The organism is Amycolatopsis sp. SB7-3 (assembly GCF_041021335.1).
In the GTDB taxonomy this organism is placed as follows: Bacteria; Actinomycetota; Actinomycetes; order Mycobacteriales; family Pseudonocardiaceae; genus Amycolatopsis; species Amycolatopsis japonica.
Genome location: NZ_JBFPJQ010000002.1, coordinates 397,105 through 413,706 on the forward strand (window position 1 = coordinate 397,105; position 16,602 = coordinate 413,706).

The 16,602-nt window shown below is 69.1% G+C and carries 16 protein-coding genes; 8 read left to right on the forward strand and 8 right to left on the reverse strand.

Features of this window, described 5'->3' with window-relative positions:
* Positions 1 to 98 precede the first annotated feature (98 nt).
* The 4 genes from AB8M46_RS20065 to AB8M46_RS20080 all read left to right on the forward strand — a co-directional run bounded on the left by AB8M46_RS20065 (position 99) and on the right by AB8M46_RS20080 (position 2,960).
* Positions 99 to 1,361, forward strand: coding sequence for an NAD(P)/FAD-dependent oxidoreductase (locus tag AB8M46_RS20065; protein ID WP_394361141.1), 1,263 nt, complete (start codon positions 99 to 101; stop codon positions 1,359 to 1,361).
* Positions 1,362 to 1,372: 11 nt separating this feature from the next.
* Positions 1,373 to 1,543 (forward strand): hypothetical protein, encoded by a 171-nt coding sequence (locus AB8M46_RS20070; RefSeq protein ID WP_037338058.1) that lies wholly within the window; start codon positions 1,373 to 1,375, stop codon positions 1,541 to 1,543.
* A gap of 90 nt (positions 1,544 to 1,633) precedes the next feature.
* The gene (locus AB8M46_RS20075) at positions 1,634 to 2,092 is read left to right on the forward strand and encodes a GreA/GreB family elongation factor (RefSeq protein WP_394361142.1); all 459 of its coding nucleotides are present in this window, start codon (positions 1,634 to 1,636) and stop codon (positions 2,090 to 2,092) included.
* Between the two features lie 64 nt (positions 2,093 to 2,156).
* Entirely contained in the window at positions 2,157 to 2,960 is an 804-nt protein-coding gene (locus AB8M46_RS20080; protein ID WP_394361143.1) for a metallophosphoesterase, read from the forward strand.
* A gap of 56 nt (positions 2,961 to 3,016) precedes the next feature.
* Here AB8M46_RS20080 and AB8M46_RS20085 read toward each other — a convergent pair whose 3' ends face one another.
* Positions 3,017 to 3,685, reverse strand: coding sequence for a GntR family transcriptional regulator (locus AB8M46_RS20085; protein WP_394361144.1), 669 nt, complete (start codon positions 3,683 to 3,685; stop codon positions 3,017 to 3,019).
* Between the two features lie 59 nt (positions 3,686 to 3,744).
* Here AB8M46_RS20085 and AB8M46_RS20090 point away from each other — a divergent pair, with 59 nt between their 5' ends.
* Positions 3,745 to 4,758, forward strand: a complete 1,014-nt coding sequence (locus AB8M46_RS20090) for a proline racemase family protein (RefSeq protein ID WP_394361145.1) — start codon at positions 3,745 to 3,747, stop codon at positions 4,756 to 4,758.
* A 12-nt stretch (positions 4,759 to 4,770) separates the two neighbouring features.
* Positions 4,771 to 5,706, forward strand: coding sequence for an ornithine cyclodeaminase family protein (locus tag AB8M46_RS20095; RefSeq protein WP_394361146.1), 936 nt, complete (start codon positions 4,771 to 4,773; stop codon positions 5,704 to 5,706).
* Here AB8M46_RS20095 and AB8M46_RS20100 read toward each other — a convergent pair.
* The 5 genes from AB8M46_RS20100 to AB8M46_RS20120 form a co-directional block, all read right to left on the reverse strand.
* Complete coding sequence (locus tag AB8M46_RS20100) at positions 5,685 to 6,590, reverse strand: SAM-dependent methyltransferase (protein WP_394361733.1); 906 nt, start codon at positions 6,588 to 6,590, stop codon at positions 5,685 to 5,687. The genes AB8M46_RS20095 and AB8M46_RS20100 overlap by 22 nt on opposite strands.
* Before the next feature lie 35 nt (positions 6,591 to 6,625).
* On the reverse strand, positions 6,626 to 8,251 hold the full coding sequence (locus AB8M46_RS20105; RefSeq protein ID WP_394361147.1) for a carboxylesterase/lipase family protein: 1,626 nt from the start codon (positions 8,249 to 8,251) through the stop codon (positions 6,626 to 6,628).
* 275 nt (positions 8,252 to 8,526) lie between these two features.
* On the reverse strand, positions 8,527 to 10,701 hold the full coding sequence (locus AB8M46_RS20110) for a xanthine dehydrogenase family protein molybdopterin-binding subunit (RefSeq protein ID WP_394361148.1): 2,175 nt from the start codon (positions 10,699 to 10,701) through the stop codon (positions 8,527 to 8,529).
* Complete coding sequence (locus AB8M46_RS20115) at positions 10,698 to 11,660, reverse strand: FAD binding domain-containing protein (protein ID WP_378429122.1); 963 nt, start codon at positions 11,658 to 11,660, stop codon at positions 10,698 to 10,700. Before AB8M46_RS20115 ends, AB8M46_RS20110 begins: the two co-directional genes overlap by 4 nt.
* Positions 11,647 to 12,099 (reverse strand): (2Fe-2S)-binding protein, encoded by a 453-nt coding sequence (locus AB8M46_RS20120; protein ID WP_037338075.1) that lies wholly within the window; start codon positions 12,097 to 12,099, stop codon positions 11,647 to 11,649. Before AB8M46_RS20120 ends, AB8M46_RS20115 begins: the two co-directional genes overlap by 14 nt.
* 222 nt (positions 12,100 to 12,321) lie before the next feature.
* Between AB8M46_RS20120 and AB8M46_RS20125 the strand changes: the two genes are divergently transcribed.
* On the forward strand, positions 12,322 to 12,897 hold the full coding sequence (locus AB8M46_RS20125) for a TetR/AcrR family transcriptional regulator (protein WP_037338078.1): 576 nt from the start codon (positions 12,322 to 12,324) through the stop codon (positions 12,895 to 12,897).
* An 81-nt stretch (positions 12,898 to 12,978) separates the two neighbouring features.
* Here AB8M46_RS20125 and AB8M46_RS20130 read toward each other — a convergent pair whose 3' ends face one another.
* Both AB8M46_RS20130 and AB8M46_RS20135 read right to left on the reverse strand, forming a co-directional pair.
* Complete coding sequence (locus tag AB8M46_RS20130) at positions 12,979 to 14,718, reverse strand: pyruvate dehydrogenase (protein ID WP_394361149.1); 1,740 nt, start codon at positions 14,716 to 14,718, stop codon at positions 12,979 to 12,981.
* A 70-nt stretch (positions 14,719 to 14,788) separates the two neighbouring features.
* Positions 14,789 to 15,379 carry a cysteine hydrolase family protein gene (locus AB8M46_RS20135; protein WP_125733922.1) on the reverse strand — a complete coding sequence of 197 codons (591 nt, stop codon included), beginning with the start codon at positions 15,377 to 15,379 and terminating at the stop codon, positions 14,789 to 14,791.
* A 120-nt stretch (positions 15,380 to 15,499) separates the two neighbouring features.
* Here AB8M46_RS20135 and AB8M46_RS20140 point away from each other — a divergent pair, with 120 nt between their 5' ends.
* Positions 15,500 to 16,456, forward strand: a complete 957-nt coding sequence (locus AB8M46_RS20140; protein ID WP_394361150.1) for a helix-turn-helix domain-containing protein — start codon at positions 15,500 to 15,502, stop codon at positions 16,454 to 16,456.
* The last annotated feature ends 146 nt before the right edge of the window (positions 16,457 to 16,602 follow it).

Genomic DNA, 16,602 nt, shown 5'->3' on the forward strand with positions numbered 1-16,602 from the left:
CCAAAACGATCCGACCAGGTTGTCGGTTCCGGACAATCGAGACCGCCTGAATCCGAGCCATCCTGACCGCGACAGCACCACTCGTTGCGGAGGAACTCATGGGCGATCTCGACCGGATCGACGGCGGCCCGCGTTCGGCGATCGTGATCGGAGCCGGCGTGGTCGGCCTGTCGACCGCGTGGTTCCTGCAGGAACGCGGCGTCGGCGTCACGGTGGTCGACCGCGCGGGTATCGCGGCGGGCGCGTCGTGGGGCAACGCCGGCTGGCTCTCCCCCGGCCTCTCGATCCCGCTCAACGAACCCGGCGTACTGCGCTACGGGCTGCGGACGCTGCTGGACCGGCAAGCCCCGCTGCACGTTCCGCCGTCGCCCGACCCACGCCTGTGGTCGTTCCTCGCGCGGTTCGCCGCGAACTGCACCGGCCGGTCGTGGACCCGCGCGGTCGAGGCGAACGCACCGCTGAACGAGGAGTGCCTGGAAGCCTTCGACGTCCTCACCACGAACGGGGTGGACGCGCCGACCATCGAAGCGCCGATCACGGCGGCGTTCGAGACCGCCGGCCAGGCCGCCGGGCTGATCGGCGAACTGCGGCGGATCGAGGAAGTGGGGCAGGGCATCTCGTACACCCGTCTCACCGCGGCCGATCTCGCCGAGCGGTTCCCCCAGGCCACGGCGAGGCTCGGCGCCGGTGTCCGGATCGACGGGCAGCGCTACGTGGACCCTGGCCGGTTCGTCGAGTCGCTGGCACGGTCGGTGGTGAGCCGGGGCGGCACGATCCGCCACAAGTTCGAGGTCGCTTCCCTGCGCGCGTACCGCCACGCGTTGAGCGTGCGCTCGAAGACGGGCCAGACGGTGAACGCCAACGCGGTCGTGCTGGCGACCGGGGCCTGGCTCGGAGACCTGGGCCGCAAGTGGGGCGTCAAAGTCCCCGTGCGGGCCGGGCGCGGCTATTCCTTCACCGTGCCGACCGACGAACCGGTGCCCGGACCGCTCTATCTGCCGGACATCCGCGTGGCGTGCACGCCGTACCGCGAAGGGCTGCGCGTGGCCGGGACGATGGAGTTCCGGAAACCGGACGCTCGGCTGGATCCGGCGAGGATCGCCGCGATCATCGCCTCGGCCAGGCCGTACCTCACCGGCCTGGCCTGGGAGCGGCGCACCGACGAATGGGTCGGCTCTCGCCCGGTCACCACCGACGGGAGGCACGTGATCGGCGCGACGAGCACTCCCGGGCTCTACGTCGCGGGCGGGCACGGGATGTGGGGACTGACCCACGGCCCGATCACCGGACGCCTTCTGGCCGAGCACATCACCACCGGCAAACAGCCGGAGGCGCTCCGGCCCTTCGACCCCCTTCGCTGATTCGGACGGAAATGCTCCCAGAGAACGAAACCCCACCGGGCGAACAGTCCGAAGTGGACCGGCTCCGCGCCGAGAACGCCCTGCTGCGCACCGAGAAGGACCTTCTGCTGAAGGCCGCGATCGGGTTCGCCACCGACGCGGGCGCCTTCCAGCGGCGGTCCCGTGAACCAGAGACCCGCTGACCGACGCGGGACTCACCGAAGGTCTGTGGGGGCCGGGTCCTTTCCGCGCCCGGCCCTCACGGACGTATCCACCGAAAGGCGATCACCACCATGGCCACCGTCTCGTCAGGCCCTTGGCTGACCAAGGAAGCGCACGCTCGGCTGGTGCGGGAGCTCGCGACGTTGCGGCGCCCCGGCACCGACGACCGGTACGGCGACGACGAACTCACGCACAACGCCCACCGGCAGGCACGGATCCGGCAGATCGAGGACATGCTGCGCGGCGCCGTCGTCGGGCAGGATCCGCCCGACGACGGGATCGCCGAGCCCGGCATGGTGCTCACCGTCCGGTACGACGACGGCGACACCGAGACCTTCCTGCTCGGCACGCGCGACGAGGCTGGGCACGGCGACCTGGAGGTCTACTCCCCCGATTCGCCGCTCGGGCGCGCGCTGCACGGCGCGAAACCGGGTGACCGGCGGGAATATCTCGTGCCGAGCGGCGGGGCCGTCCACGTCACGTTGCTGGACGCCAAGCCTTACGGGCGGCATCGGGAGGCCGCTCACTGAGCCCGGAGCACGCCGGCGCGAGATTCCGTAACCTGGGCCCTGACGACCGGTCTGGGGAGTGCGTATGGGGAGAGTCGCCCTCATCGGCGATGTCGGCGGGCATCCGGATCAGCTGCGCCGGGCCCTGGCCTGGCTCGGCGTGACCTCGGAACGACTTCCACCCGAGCTCACCGTGATCCAGGTCGGCGATCTCGTCGATCGCGGCCCCGACAGCGCGGGAGTGCTCGACATCGCGGGGAAACTGCTGGAAGACCGGCGATGGATCCAGCTCGCCGGGAACCACGAGACGCAGTACCTGCCGGGTGGGGAGATCTTCTGGCGCGAGCCCTTACCGGAAGACGACGTCACCAGGTTGCGGGAATGGTGGGCCGACGGCCGGTTGCGGGTGGCCGAGGCGGTACGGACCGCCGACGGCGAAGAACTTCTGGTCACGCACGCGGGTCTGACGCTCGCCTGCTGGCAGCGTCTGGGAGGACCGACGTCGGCGACGGAAGCCGCGGCGATCCTCAATGAGCGCCCGGACTTGATCTGGGAAAGAGGTGAACACGGCCGCGACGGGGACGCAGGGCCCTTGTGGGCCGAATCGGGAGCGGCATTGCACGAACCGTGGATGGGCTACTTCGGCGTCGTACCGTTCGGCCAGGTCCACGGGCACTCCACGGTCGTGCGGTTCGCCGAGCGGACCTGGCGATGTGCGGGCCGAATCCGGCACCGTACGACGGTCGACTGGCGGGCCCGCCACGTTCGCGTTCGGGTCGGAGGGCGGGTGTTCACCGGTATCGATCCGGGGCACGGCCGCACTGGTGCCGACGAGTGGCGACCGCTCATCCTCGACGACGCCCGCGTCACGACACCGAGCCCGCGCTAGATCGTCCTGTGTGGACAAAGACGGGTACCGCCGCCGACTTCGCCACGTCCGAACGGCTACGGCTCGGCCGCCCAGATACCGCGGACATGCCCGATGTGACGACGCATCAGCGCCTCCGCACCGTCGGCGTCACGGGTCTCGACGAGGTCGACGAGTTCGGCATGCTCGCTCGCTGAAGCGACGAGCTGTCCGCGTTCGGCCAGGACCCTGAGGCCGTAGATCCGCGATCGTGCTCGCAACGACCGGACGATTTCGACGAGGTGTTCGTTGCCGGACAGTCCGAGCAGCGCGAGATGGAACTCCATGTCGAATCTGACGTGCCCGATCAGGTCCTGGTCGACGGAAGCGCGCTCGATCCCGGCCGCGAGCTCGCGGAGTCGCTTCAGCGCGCCGGCGTCGGCGCCCGTCTCGGCGATGCGGCGCACGGTGGGCACCTCGATCAGGGCACGCAGCTCGGTGAAGTCGTCGAGTTCGCGTTCGGACGGCTCGGTGACCCGGAAACCCTTGTTGCGCACGGTTTCCATGAGCCCTTCCTTGACGAGGTCGAGCATCGCCTCCCGCACCGGGGTCGCGGACACACCGAACTGTGCGGCCAGCGTGGGCGCGGAGTAGACGACACCGGGGCGCATCTCGCCGGAGATCACCGCACCGCGAAGGTTCTCGACGACCTCGTCGCGCAGGTTGCGACGACCACCGATCGACGACAGTCCTTTGACCGTACCCATCATCGACCCCTTCACCAGGCGTTGGCTCAGTACAATGTCACATGTTACGTTCGTTCACCATGACGGACGACGGGATCGAGGCGGTCGATTACCACTGCGGTGGCGAACCGTTCAGGATCGTCACCGCGACGGCGGGACCGGCCGGAGCGACGGTCGCGGAAAAGCGGCTCGCGGCCGCCGTCGACCCCGAGGTCGACGGATTGCGGCAGCTGCTCTGCTCCGAGCCTCGCGGGCACGCCGACATGTACGGCGGTTTCATCGTCGCGCCGGACGATCCGGGCGCCCATTTCGGCGTTCTCTTCTGGCACAAGGACGGCTTCTCCACCGCCTGCGGCCACGGCACGATGTGCCTTGGCACCTGGGCGGTCCAGACCGGACTGGTGCCCGTCGATCCCAGCGGTGTCACCGACGTCGTGATCGACGTTCCGTCCGGACGGGTGACCGCCCGGGTCTCCACGGACGGAACGAAGGTCACCGCGGTCGACTTCGTCAGCGTCGCCGGCTACCTGCTCCACCACGGGGTCGTCGTGGAAACCTCACGCGGCGCCGCCACGTGCACGATCGCGTTCGGCGGCGCGATCTACGCCCACGTGCCGGCGGCGACCTTCGGCCTCTCCGTCGACAAGGCCTCGCTACCCGAATTGATCGCGCTGGGGCGGGAGATCAAGAACGAGATCAACGCGACCGCCTACGCCGAGCACCCGCTCGATCCGCGTCTCAGCGGCGTCTACGGCGTGATCTTCTTCGACGAACTCGGCGACGAGGACGGAGACGTCCGCCAGCGCAATGTGACCGTCTTCGCCGACGGGCAGGTGGACAGGTCGCCCTGCGGTTCGGGGACCGCCTCCCGCGTCGCGGCCCTGCATTCGTCAGGACGATTGGCGACGGACGGCACCCTCGTCCACTCGTCGATCGTCGGTTCGACGTGGTCCGCCCGGATCGCGGACACGACCGTGGTCGCCGGCCGGAACGCGGTGCTGCCCGTCGTGACCGGCCGCGCGTTCCGCACCGGTCATCACCGGTTCGTCGTGGATCCCGACGACGACCTGGTCCCGGGCTTCGTACTGCGCTGATAAGGAGGATTCGTGGACGTCGTGACCTTCGGCCCGGACGAGATCCGGTCCGCCGTGTCCATGCCCGCCGCCATCGACGCGGTCCGGAACGGGTTTCTCGCCCTGCGCCGCGGCGAATTCGAAATGCCGACGCGAACCGTGCTGCGCGACGGCGGATTCCTCGTGATGTCGGCGCACCACCGGCCGACCGCGTCGGCGATGATCAAGACCTTGAGTCTCGACTTCGACCGCGACCCGGCCATCGCCGGCACCGTCGTCTGGAGCGAATTCGGCCACAGCGGTCAGCTCGTCGCCGACGCCATCGAGGTGACCCGCATCCGCACCGGCGCCATCACCGGCGTCGCGACCGATCTGCTGGCCCCGCCGGAAGCGAGGACGTGCACCCTCATCGGCGCGGGCGGGCAGGCGGCCGACCAGGTCCGCGCCGTGCACGCCGTCCGGCCGCTGACCGAGCTCAGGATCGTCAGCCGCGGACTCGAACGCGCCGAAGCGCTCGGCAAGGCACTCGGTGCGGAGCTGGACATCAGCGCCGTCGCCCTCACCGACGCCGACGAGGCCGTTCGGGACGTGGACATCGTCTGCTGCGCGACGACGTCCACCACACCGCTGTTCTCCCTCGAATCACTGGCCGAACACGCCCACGTCAACGCCATCGGCGCGTACCGCCCCACCATGCGAGAACTGCCCGACGAACTGCTCGCCGACGCGACCGTCGTCATCGACGAACGAGACGCGATCCTCGAGGAATCCGGCGAGATCATCCACGCCCTCGCGGCCGGGGCCATCACCGAGGACGACCTCATCGAACTGGGTACCGCACTGACCGACGGAGTCGTGAAATCCGGAGGCCGCACGGTCTTCAAGTCCGTCGGCGTGGCCATGCAGGACTGGGCGATCGCCCGTCTTCTCGCCGACAGGCAGGCAAGTCAGCGGATCCCGCTGACGTAGAGCATGTCCCCCATCCGCATGCCGTCGTCGGTCAACGCGGGCAGGCCGTTGACGGCGAACAGCTCCCGGATGCTGATGCCGGTCAGTGTCCAGCCGCGATCGACCAGGTACGGACCTGCCTCGTTGCGCTCGCCGAAGTAACGCAGCCTCGCCATGTCGGTGTCGACGCGCTGCTCGCGCCAGCGTTCGGACATGCGGTTCAGGCGTTCCTTCGTCTCCTCTTCCTCGCCCGGCCGGGGGTTGGGCCTGCTTTCGGTGGCCACGCGGCTTCCCGGTGCGCTGAGCTCGGTGATGCGGTCCAGCAGGTCGTCCTGCGCCTCGGGCGGCAGGTAACCCAGCAGGCCCTCGGCACTCCACGCCGTCGGCAGAGCGGGATCGAAACCGACGGCGCCCAAGGCAGCGGGCCAGTCGGCGCGGAGGTCGGCCGCGACCGCCCTCCGGTCGGCGGTGGGCTCCGCACCCAGTTCGGCCAGCGTGCGTGTCTTGAACTCGATGACCTGTGGCTGGTCGAGTTCGTACACCACGGTCCCGGCAGGCCAGGGCAGCCGGTACGCCCGGGAATCCAGCCCCGAAGCCAGGATCACGACCTGCGCGATCCCGGCTTCGGTGGCGTCGAGGAAGAACTCGTCGTAGAACTTGGTGCGGACCTTGGCGACGTCGATCCACACCTGCTCGACGAGGTCGCCGGGGGCGGTTTCACCCGACGCGAGCCGGGTGAGGGAGTCGACACCCACCGCCCGGACGAGGGGTTCGGCGAACGGGTCGTCGATGAGCGAACGATCCGCGCGCGTGGCCATCGCCCGCGCCGTCGCGGCCATGGTCGCGGTCGTGCCGACGCTGGAAGCCAGATCCCAGCTGTCTCCGTCGTGCCTGGTGGACATGATCCTCCCCGTGGACTTTCCCGGATTATCGTTTCCGGTCAGCGTCCTTCGGCGAACGGGGTCAGCTTCTTCCAGAATCCGCAATGATGCTGACGCGGGATGTCGGTCGTGAGCCTGCTGTCCCCCGCGGCGTTGAGCGACATGACGACGGGATTCCCGGCGGTGTAGCGATCCCAGCGCGGAGTGCCGTCCACGGTCGGATCACCGGTGCGGGCGAATCCGGTCCACTGCGCGACGAGCTGGTCGGACAGGACCTGCTGATTCGGCGCGAGTTCAACGCCGTCCGGGAACAGCAGGAGCCATTCGGCGATGTGGTAGGCGCCGTTCGGTTTGGTGGGATCGAGGAAGAACTGCGGCGGGACGTCCGTATCGTCCATCTGGTAGGCGAAGACCGGGAGATGCCGGGCCAGCCGTTCGTTGTTGAGGATCGAAGGGCAGACCGAGTTGGAGTCGGCCACGATCGTCCGGAAGGCGAGGAACGGCGCGGGCGTGGGGAACCGGGTCAGCGGATAAAGGCGTTGGACCGCGGCAGCGTGCTTGCCGTACTGCTGGCGCACCAGGTTCTCGTAGTCGGCCGGAGTCGAGGCGGACGGCAACTGGGTTTCGTCTCGGGCGACGCCGTGCATCAGGGCGACGTCGTTGACGCGTCCGGTGGCGAAGGCCTCCCCCGGCGACATCGGCAAGGTCTTCCCGTCCACGATCGGCGCGACCGTCCCGTTGTCGGGGTTCCTCCCGTGATCCGCCTGCTTGAGCAACACCGCGGCAGGCGTCTTACGCAGGCAGGCGGCCGCTTCGGCGACGTCGCCGCAACCGACGGCCGCGGCGAATCGTGCCCCGGTGCGCTGAGCCTGCGCTTCGGTGGGCAGCTTTGCTTTGCAGTCCTGTGCCTGCCATATGGTGTCGACGCCGAGTAGCGAGTTGTACTCGCCGCTTTCGCTGATACCGCGCTGGAACAGCCCCGCCGAGGCGGGCGAGATCGTGTGGGCGCAGACGCTCGATCCGCCGGCGGAAGCACCGTAGATCGTCACGTTGCGCGGGTCTCCGCCGAAACGTGAGATGTTGCGCTGCACCCAGCGCAACGCGGCCTGCTGATCCTGCAGTCCGTAGTTCCCGGCCTGCGCGCCGAACGCCTCGTGGGCGAGGAATCCGAAGATCCCCAGCCGATAGTTGACCTCCACGCTGATGACGTTGCCCGCGGTCACCAGGCGGCTCGCGTCCTGCGGTTTCCACAGCAGGAACCCGCCTCCATGCAGTTGCACCATCACCGCGAGCGGACCGGGGCCGCGCTTGGCGGGTACCCGGACCGTCAGGTTGAGGCAGTCCTCGTCGTCCGAGCCCGGCCCCGCGCCTGCCGGTTGTGCGCACTGGTTTCCCTCGGTGGTCGCGACGAACGGCTCGGTCCACGGCGTGGGCCGCCGCGGCGGCTTCCAGCGCAATTCGCCGGTCGGCGGTGCGGCGTAACGGATTCCTTGCCACGACGTGACCGCGGCGCCGGCGACACCGCACACCGGGCCGTCATCGGTCGTCACCGTGGTACCCGGTGAACAGGCCGGTGCGGGTTGCCTCGCTTCGCGCAGATCACCGGCCATGGACGCCGAGCCTGCCAACGGCGTCGTCAGCACGACGGCCGCCACGACGGCGGCCACCTTTCTGTCGAGTCTCATCCGTCCTCCTTCACTCCCGCCCGGCACGAGGGGACGAACGGGAGATTCGCGATTCAACGAGTGGACATCCACAGACCGAACGAAACGGCCTACCGGCGCGGGCACGACGGCGACGATGCCCGTGTCCCGATCTTTCCAGTCTGGTCATGCCCAAGACCCGCGCAACCACCGTTCGGTCGCGCCGGAATTGTCAAATCGAGGGAGGAAATGGTCTTTCGCCGAGAGATGGTGGGGAGGATTCAGGACGTTCAACGTCCCGAATCCTCCCCACCCTTCTAGGACTCGTCGAGGAGATCCTCGATCAGGATGGGGATGTGCCGCACCCGGATGCCGGTGGCGTTGTGGACGGCGTTCGCGACCGCCGCCGCCATCCCGACGGTGCCGATCTCGCCGAGGCCCTTCGCGCCGACCGAGTTGTGCAACGTGTCCGGGTACTCGACGAAGTGGACGTCGACCTCCGGGATGTCCGCGTTCACCGGGATCAGGTAGCTCGCGAAATCCCCGTTGGCGAAGCGCCCGTTCTCCTCGATCTCCAGCCCCTCGTGTAGAGCGGCCGAGACGCCCCAGATCATGCCGCCCATGATCTGGCTCCGCGCCGCCTTCGGGTTGATGATCCGGCCGGCGTCGAACACCCCGAGCATGCGCGACACCCGGATCTCGCGCGTCCACTTGTGCACGCGGACTTCGCAGAACTGCGCGCCGAACGAGCTGAACGAATGCTTCGTCAACTCCTCGCCGGGCGCCGAAGAACCGGTCACGGACAGCGCCGGCCGGTCCAGAGCCCGCAACAGCTCGCCGAAGGTCATCATCCGCTCCCCGGCCTGCACGCGACCGTCCGCGTAGGCGACCTCCATGCCTTCGAACGGCGCACCCGGGGCCGACGCCAGGGCCAGCAGTTCGTCGATCGCCTGGGCGGCGGCGACCATGATGGCCGTCCCGGCGCTCGCGGTCGCCGTCGAACCGCCGGACATACCCCCGGACGGCAGACGCGAGTCACCGAGCCGCGCCTTGACCCGGTCCGGTGAGATGTCGAGCGACTCCCCGCCGACCAGGGAGAGCACGGTCAGCAGGCCCGTGCCCGGATCGGCCCCGCTGGTCGCGACGGTGGCCGTGTCGTCGGGCAGGAGGGTGAGCTCGACCGTGGCCGGGAACCGCAGCGCGGGGAACATGGCCGTGGCCGTGCCCATGCCCACGAGCCAGTCGCCGTCGGTCCGCCCTTCGGGTGCGCGGTCGGCCCAGCCGAACCGCTCCGCGCCGACCCGGAAGCATTCGTCGAGATGCTTGCTCGACCACTGCAGGTCCTTGCCGGGCGGAGCGGTCGAGTTGTTCCGCTGCCGCAGTTCGATCGGGTCCATGCGCAGCGCGACCGCGAGTTCGTCGATCGCGCTTTCCAGCGCGAAAGAACCGGGTGCTTCCCCCGGCGCCCGCATGAAGGTGGTCGGCGGGATGTTGAGCGGCACCATCTTCTGGCTGATGGCCAGGTTGCGGGTGGCGTACCACTCGCGCGAAGTGCCGTGCGAAGTCGGCTCGACGAACGACCGGTCCATGGGCGTGGTGCACCACGAGTCGTGCCGGAGCGCGTTGAGCGTTCCGTCGTGTTCCGCGCCGAGAGAGATCTTCTGCACCGTCGCGGCACGGCCCGCGGTCGCGGTGAAGACCTGTTCCCGGCTGAGCACGGCCTTCACCGGCTTGCCCAGTGCCCTCGCCGCGGCCGCGGCCAGGAACGCCGGGGTGGAGGTGTGTCCCTTGCCGCCGAACGCGCCGCCTACGAACGGGTTCACCGCGTGCACCTCGGACGGTTCCACGCCGAGCGCCATCGCCAGCTCCGCCGCCTGCAGATCGGAGGCCTGGTTGCCGCTGTGGATCGTGAGTCCGTCGGCACCCCAGACCGCGACCGCGGAATGCGGTTCCATCGCGGCATGGTTCTGCGTCGCGGTGGTGTACGTGGCCTCGACGACCACCGGGCTCTCCTCGAGCGCGTCCTCGATCGACTCGACTCCCTCGGCGAGGATCGCGAGGGACGAGGGGCCGCCCCTCCCGTCCGGCGCGTCTTCGGCCGAGGCGAGGCCGTCCTGCAGCGAAGTCAGGGCGGGCCGGGTCTGATAGGTGACCTCGACCAGCATCGCCGCGTCGCGTGCCTGCTCGTACGTCTCGGCGACCACGAAGCCGATCGGCTGGCCGTAGTAGGCGACTTCCTTGTCCTGCAAGGGAACCCACGTCTCACCCATGACCGGCGTCGCGGGCGTCTGCAACTGCAGCGGATCGAACGGCGTGTACACACCGAGCACCCCCGGAGCGCCCTTCGCCGCCGTGACGTCCATCGTGTCGATCTCGCCGTGGGCGATCGTGCTCAGTACGACGTAGCCGTGGACCAGCCCGGGAAAGGTGTGGTCCGCCCCGTATTCGGCCCGGCCGGTGACCTTCAGCGGCCCGTCCACCCTGCTGGTCATGAGCGGTTCCCTTCGGTCAGTTCGAGCAGCGCGCGGACGATGGTCCGCCGCAGCAACGACGGCTTGAACGCGTTCGCGGCGAGCGGGCGCGCGCCGTCGGCGGCCACCGATGCGGCTTCTTCGAAGGCGGCGACGGTCGCGGGCGCACCACGCAGGGCCTCCTCGACGGCGGGCAGCCGCCACGGCACGGTCGCCACACCGCCCGCCGCGACCCGGGCGTCGACGATGCGCGAGTCCTCGACCCGCAGCGCGACCGCCGCGGAACACAGCGCGAACTCGTAGGACTGCCTGTCACGCACCTTGACGTAGGTGGAGTTCGACGCCCAGTCCAGCCGGGGTACCACCACCTCGGCGATCAGCTCGCCGGGCCGCAGATCGGTCTCGACCTCGGGGGTCTCACCGGGCTGCCGATAGAACGAGGCCAGGTCGACGGTGCGGGTGCCGGTCTCGCTGACCAGTTGCAGCCGCGCGTCGAGCGCGACCAGGGCGACGGCGACGTCGCTGGCATGGGTCGCCACGCACGCATCGCTCGTGCCCAGCACGGCGTGCATCCGGTTGGCGCCCGAGATCGCCGGGCAGCCGCTGCCCGGCACCCGCCGGTTGCACGGCATGGCGACGTCACGGAAGTACGAGCAGCGGGTGCGCTGCATGAGGTTTCCGCCGATGCTGGCCATGTTCCGGATCTGCTGGGACGCGCTGAGCAGCAGCGCCCGGGAGATCACCGGGTACACCCCGGCGTGGCCGGCGATGTCGCTCATCCGCTCCAGCGCGCCGAAGCGCAGCCCGTCGGTGGTGTCGATGCCACGCAGCGGTACCGCGTTGATGTCCAGGACCTGTCGCGGTGTCAGAACGTTCAGCTTCATCAGGTCGACGAGGGTGGTGCCGCCCGCGAGAAAGGTGCCGGGCGAAGCGACCGCGTCTTCGACGGTCTCGGGCGCGAGCAGCTCAAAGGGACGCATCGGCCCTCCTCGCCTGCTCGACCGCCGCGATGATGTTCGGGTACGCCGCGCACCGGCAGAGGTTGCCGGACATGAACTCGCGAACGTCCTCGACGTCCTGTTCGACGGCGGCGACCGCCGACATGATCTGCCCGGACGTGCAGAAGCCGCACTGCAGGGCGTCCTGGTCGACGAACGCCTGCTGGACCGGATGCAGACCGTCCTCAGTGGACAATGCTTCGACGGTGGTCACCGGCTGTTTCACGGTGGCGGCCAAGGTGAGACAGGACAGCACCGGCCGCCCGCCGACATGCACCGTGCAGGCGCCGCACTGCCCCCGGTCGCAACCCTTCTTCGGTCCGGTGACGGCGAGCCGCTCTCGCAGCGTGTCCAGCAGGGTCACCCCGGGATCGACACTCAGGTGTTCCGTCCTGCCATTGACTTCGAGTGAGATGTCCACTGAAACTCTTTCCGCAGATCGTCCTGGCCGCGGCCAGGACGGCGTAGGTTGAGGTGGTGGGAGTCCGTTCGTGAATCGAAACGGATATTCATCCGCTTCGATTTCAAGTTAGCGGATCGCGATCCACCCGGCAAGGTCGATGTCCACTCCTGGAGTCGCTCCAGGTTTCCCGCCTCCCTCGGCTACATTCACGGAGAACGGGATCGGTGGACAGGAGGGCAGATGACGACGGGCTCGGTCAATCCCCGGCGTGCGGACACCCGGCGCAACCACGAGCGCATCCTCGCCACCGCCGCGAAGTCGCTCGCCTGCTCCGGTGAGGTCTCGTTCAATGCCATCGCGAAGCAGGCCGAGGTCGGCGTCGGCACGGTGTACCGGCACTTCCCCACTCCGGAAGCCCTCATCCTCGCGGTGTACCGGCGCGAGGTGCGCCAGCTGGTCGAGATCGTGCCCAGCCTGCTGGAGAAGTACTCGCCGGAACAGGCTTTCCGAGTCTGGACGACCGATCACCTCGCGCACTACATGATGACCAAACGCGGCCTGGCCGACGCCTTGCGCGCCGCGGGAGCCTCACGCGGAGAGCTGCCGGCAGGCGCCTATCAGGACATGGTCCGGGCGGTCTCCACCTTGCTGCAGGCCAATGTCGAGGCGGGCACCGTCCGCGCGGATCTGAAACCCGAGACCATCCTGCGCGGCCTTGGCGGCCTGCTCTACCTCGACCCGAAGGGCGAATGGCGGAGCGACGTCGCGAGCCTGCTCGACCTGCTCTGGCGCGGAATGGGCACCGACCGAGCCTGACCATCCACAGTGGACGGATCCTCTGCCCGTGTTCTCGAGTCCGTGAACTGTCGTCGGCGAACTATCAGCCGGCGCAGCGGTCTACGGCCGCGGGATGTTGCGGAGGTTGGCCCGGGCGAGATCGATCATCCGGCCGACCCCGCCTTCGAGCACGACCTTGCTCGCGGCCAAGGCGAATCCGCCGAGCTGACCGGCGGTGATGTGCGGCGGGACGGACAGGGCGTTCGCGTCCGTCACGACATCCACCAGCGCGGGGCCGTCGTGGCTCAAGGCTTCCTTGAGCGCCGCGCGCAGCCGGGTCGGGTCGGTCACCCGCTCGGCCCGCAGTCCCGCGCCGCTGGCGATCGCGGCGAAGTCCACCGGGCGATGATCGGTCTGGTAGTCGGGAAGGCCGTCCACCAGCATCTCCAGCTTCACCATGCCGAGCGAGGAGTTGTTGAACGTCACGATCTTGACCGGCAGGTCGTGCAGGGCCACGGTGAGCAGTTCCCCGAGCAGCATGCCCAGTCCCCCGTCGCCGGACATCGACACGACCTGGCGGCCCGGGTAGGCGAACTGGGCGCCGATGGCGTGCGGCAGGGCGTTGGCCATGGTGCCGTGCAAGAACGACCCGATGACCCGGCGGCGCCCGTTGGGCGTGAGATACCGAGCAGCCCACACGTTGCACATACCGGTGTCGACGGTGAAGATCGCGTCGTCCGCGGCGAGTTCGTCGAGCAGGTCCGCGGCGAACTCCGGATGGATGGGCACGTGCCGCTCGACGTTGCGGGTGTAGGCGTCGACGACCTGTTCCAGCGTCTTGCAGTGGTCACGCAGCATCCGGTCCAGGAACGTGCGGTCGGACTTGCGCCGCAGGAGCGGTAGCACGGCCCGCAGGGTCTCCCGCACGTCGCCGTGCACCGCCAGCTCAAGCGGAGTACGACGGCCCAAACGGGTCGCGTCGTGGTCGACCTGCACGGTCCGCGCCTGGGGAAGGAAGGAGTCGTAAGGGAAATCGGTGCCGAGCAGGACCAGCAGATCCGCGTCGTTCATGGCCCGGTAGCAGGCGCCGTAGCCGAGCAGACCGCTCATCCCGACGTCGAACGGATTGTCGTACTGGATCCACTCCTTGCCGCGCAGGCTGTGGCCGACCGGTGCCTGCACGGTCTCGGCCAGTTCCATCACCTCCGCGTGCGCGCCACGCACCCCGGCACCCGCGAACAAGGTGACGGTCTCGGCGTCGTTGATCAACTCGGCGAGCCGGGTCACCTGCGTCTCGGGCGGCACGACCGTCCCGTGCTCGGTGACCGGCACCCCGTTCCCCGTGGGCGCGACGGCGTCGAGATGCGCGACGTCCCCAGGCAACACCAGTACCGACACCTCGCCGCGGGACAACGCGTGCTGCATGGCGATCCGCAGCACCCTCGGCATCTGGGCGGGCCTGCTGATCTGCTCGCAATAGCCACTGCAGTCCACGAACAGCCGTTCGGGATGGGTCTCCTGGAAGAACCCGGTCCCGATCTGACCGGACGGGATATGCGAGGCCAGCGCGAGAACCGGTGCTCCCGTACGGTGCGCGTCGTAAAGTCCTTGCACCAGATGGGTGTTGCCGGGACCGCAGCTGCCGGCGCACACCGCGAGCCGTCCGGTCAGCTGGGCCTCGGCCGCCGCCGCGAACGCGCCCGCCTCCTCGTTGCGCACGTGCACCCATTCGATACCCGGTGTCCGGCGGATGGCGTCGACGATGGGGTTGAGGCTGTCTCCGACCACGCCGTAGATCCGCTCCACCCCGGCCTGGACCAGGACTTGGACGAACTGCTCGGCGACGTTGGGCTTGGCCATCAGGACCCCTTCGATGCTTCGGCGGCGGGAACACCTTCATGATCCACGCGCGAGCGCGGCCTCGCAGGTCCTAGCCGAGCTCGGCCGTCGTGCCGACCACGACCGCGTAGAGATCACCGATCGTGGCGAGTGCCGCGCGGTGCTGTTCGGCGGCGGTCACCGGACCCGCGACGGACGGGAGTGGGCGCGTGGCACAGGCGGCGGCCACCACGGTCGGGCTGTTCCCGCGCAGGAACGCGCCTTCCGCGGTGAACGTGACGCACATATGCGTCATGAACCCGGCCACGACGACGTCCTGATGTCCGGCGGCGTCGACCAGTTCCCCCAGCCGGGTTCCGACGAACGAGTTCGGCGCGGTCTTCACCACGACCTCCTCGCCCGGAGCGGGGGCGACCCGCTCGTGGATCCGGCCGATGTCCTGCTGGAGGTCGTACGGGCTGCCCTCGCCGCCGTCGTGCATGACGTGAATGACCGTCGCGCCCGCGGATCGGGCGCGCGCCAGCAACGTGGCCGCCTCGTCGAGCGCCGCTTCCCAGCCGTCGAGCTCCATCACGCCGCGCGTGTAGGTGTTCTGGTAGTCGACGAGGATCACCGTCGCGTCCGAGAGCGCGGCGGGGGTCGTCGGCAGGGTGCTGATTTCGCGGAGCGTCGTGCTGGTCATCGTGTTTCCTTTGCTTTCCGTCGGTACGGCTACCATCTTGGCTGACCCGATTCGACATCGAGATACGGAATCGGGTCAGTCATGGTCGAGATCGGCCGACATCCGCGGGAAGAGGGATCGATGAGTGCTCCGAGGGTGGCCGTCCTGGCGTTCGAGGGGATCAGTCCGTTCCACCTCGCCGTCCCGTCGCTGGTGTGGGGCCCGGAATCCCCGGCGGGCGACATGGAACCGTGGCCGCTCACCGTCGTCGCCGCCGAACCGGGCAGGCTCACCACGAGCGCCGGATACACGATCGGCGTCTCCGCTGGGCTCGACGCCCTCGCGGAAGCCGACATCGTCGTCGTGCCGTGGTGGTCCGCCCCGGAAACCGCGACGCCCGCACCCGTGTCCGCCGCGCTGCGGGCCGCGCACGAACGCGGAGCCCTCGTCGTCGGACTCTGCCTGGGGGTCTTCGCTCTCGCGGACGCCGGCATCCTCGACGGCCGTGCCGCGACGACCCACTGGAAATGGATCGAGACGTTCCGCCGTCGTTTCCCATCGGTCGAGCTGCGCCCGGAGGAGTTGTACGTCGACGAGGGCGACGTCGTGACCGGCGCCGGTGCGACCGCCGGGATCGACACCTGCCTGCACCTGCTCGCCCGCACGGCGGGACAGGTCGTGGCCAACCGCGTCGCCCGCCGGATCGTCGCGGCGCCGCACCGTCCCGGCGGCCAGGCCCAGTTCATCGAACTTCCCGTACCCGCCGCGGACGAGGATCCGCTCGCCGAGGTGATGAGCTGGGCGCGGGCCCATCTGGGCACGCAGCACAGCATCGACGGCCTCGCCGCCCGGGCGCATATGAGCCGCAGTACGTTCACCCGCTCGTTTCGCGCCCGCACCGGAACCACCGTCCACAACTGGCTTGTCGCACAACGTCTCGCGCGGGCGCGGCACCTGCTCGAGACGACCTCGCTCGGCGTCGACGCCGTAGCCGCACAGTCCGGCTTCGGCACGTCCGCCCGGCTTCGCGAGCACTTCGCCACCGCGCTGGGCACGACACCGACCCGCTACCGGGTCGAGTTCTCCGCCCCTCGCTGACCAGCCACGAGACGAGTGAGCAATCCTTTTCTCACGCACGCCGGGAAAGCGGAATCATTATTTCCGCAAAACCCGGCGACACCGACGAAAGGGTCATGTCCTACACTTCGCTTTTCACATCGATGAATAGCTCACCCCCGAGGGTG

What these genes read in the sequence shown, in the direction of transcription:
- AB8M46_RS20110 (WP_394361148.1), bottom strand. Translation starts at nt 10,701, where the DNA reads ATGACCAGCAGGGTGGACGGGCCGCTGAAGGTCACCGGCCGGGCCGAA.
- AB8M46_RS20090 (WP_394361145.1), top strand. Translation starts at nt 3,745, where the DNA reads ATGACGGACGACGGGATCGAGGCGGTCGATTACCACTGCGGTGGCGAA.
- AB8M46_RS20105 (WP_394361147.1), bottom strand. Translation starts at nt 8,251, where the DNA reads ATGAGACTCGACAGAAAGGTGGCCGCCGTCGTGGCGGCCGTCGTGCTG.
- AB8M46_RS20075 (WP_394361142.1), top strand. Translation starts at nt 1,634, where the DNA reads ATGGCCACCGTCTCGTCAGGCCCTTGGCTGACCAAGGAAGCGCACGCT.
- AB8M46_RS20135 (WP_125733922.1), bottom strand. Translation starts at nt 15,379, where the DNA reads ATGACCAGCACGACGCTCCGCGAAATCAGCACCCTGCCGACGACCCCC.
- AB8M46_RS20130 (WP_394361149.1), bottom strand. Translation starts at nt 14,718, where the DNA reads ATGGCCAAGCCCAACGTCGCCGAGCAGTTCGTCCAAGTCCTGGTCCAG.
- AB8M46_RS20065 (WP_394361141.1), top strand. Translation starts at nt 99, where the DNA reads ATGGGCGATCTCGACCGGATCGACGGCGGCCCGCGTTCGGCGATCGTG.
- AB8M46_RS20080 (WP_394361143.1), top strand. Translation starts at nt 2,157, where the DNA reads ATGGGGAGAGTCGCCCTCATCGGCGATGTCGGCGGGCATCCGGATCAG.
- AB8M46_RS20115 (WP_378429122.1), bottom strand. Translation starts at nt 11,660, where the DNA reads ATGCGTCCCTTTGAGCTGCTCGCGCCCGAGACCGTCGAAGACGCGGTC.
- AB8M46_RS20140 (WP_394361150.1), top strand. Translation starts at nt 15,500, where the DNA reads ATGAGTGCTCCGAGGGTGGCCGTCCTGGCGTTCGAGGGGATCAGTCCG.
- AB8M46_RS20085 (WP_394361144.1), bottom strand. Translation starts at nt 3,685, where the DNA reads ATGGGTACGGTCAAAGGACTGTCGTCGATCGGTGGTCGTCGCAACCTG.
- AB8M46_RS20125 (WP_037338078.1), top strand. Translation starts at nt 12,322, where the DNA reads ATGACGACGGGCTCGGTCAATCCCCGGCGTGCGGACACCCGGCGCAAC.
- AB8M46_RS20070 (WP_037338058.1), top strand. Translation starts at nt 1,373, where the DNA reads ATGCTCCCAGAGAACGAAACCCCACCGGGCGAACAGTCCGAAGTGGAC.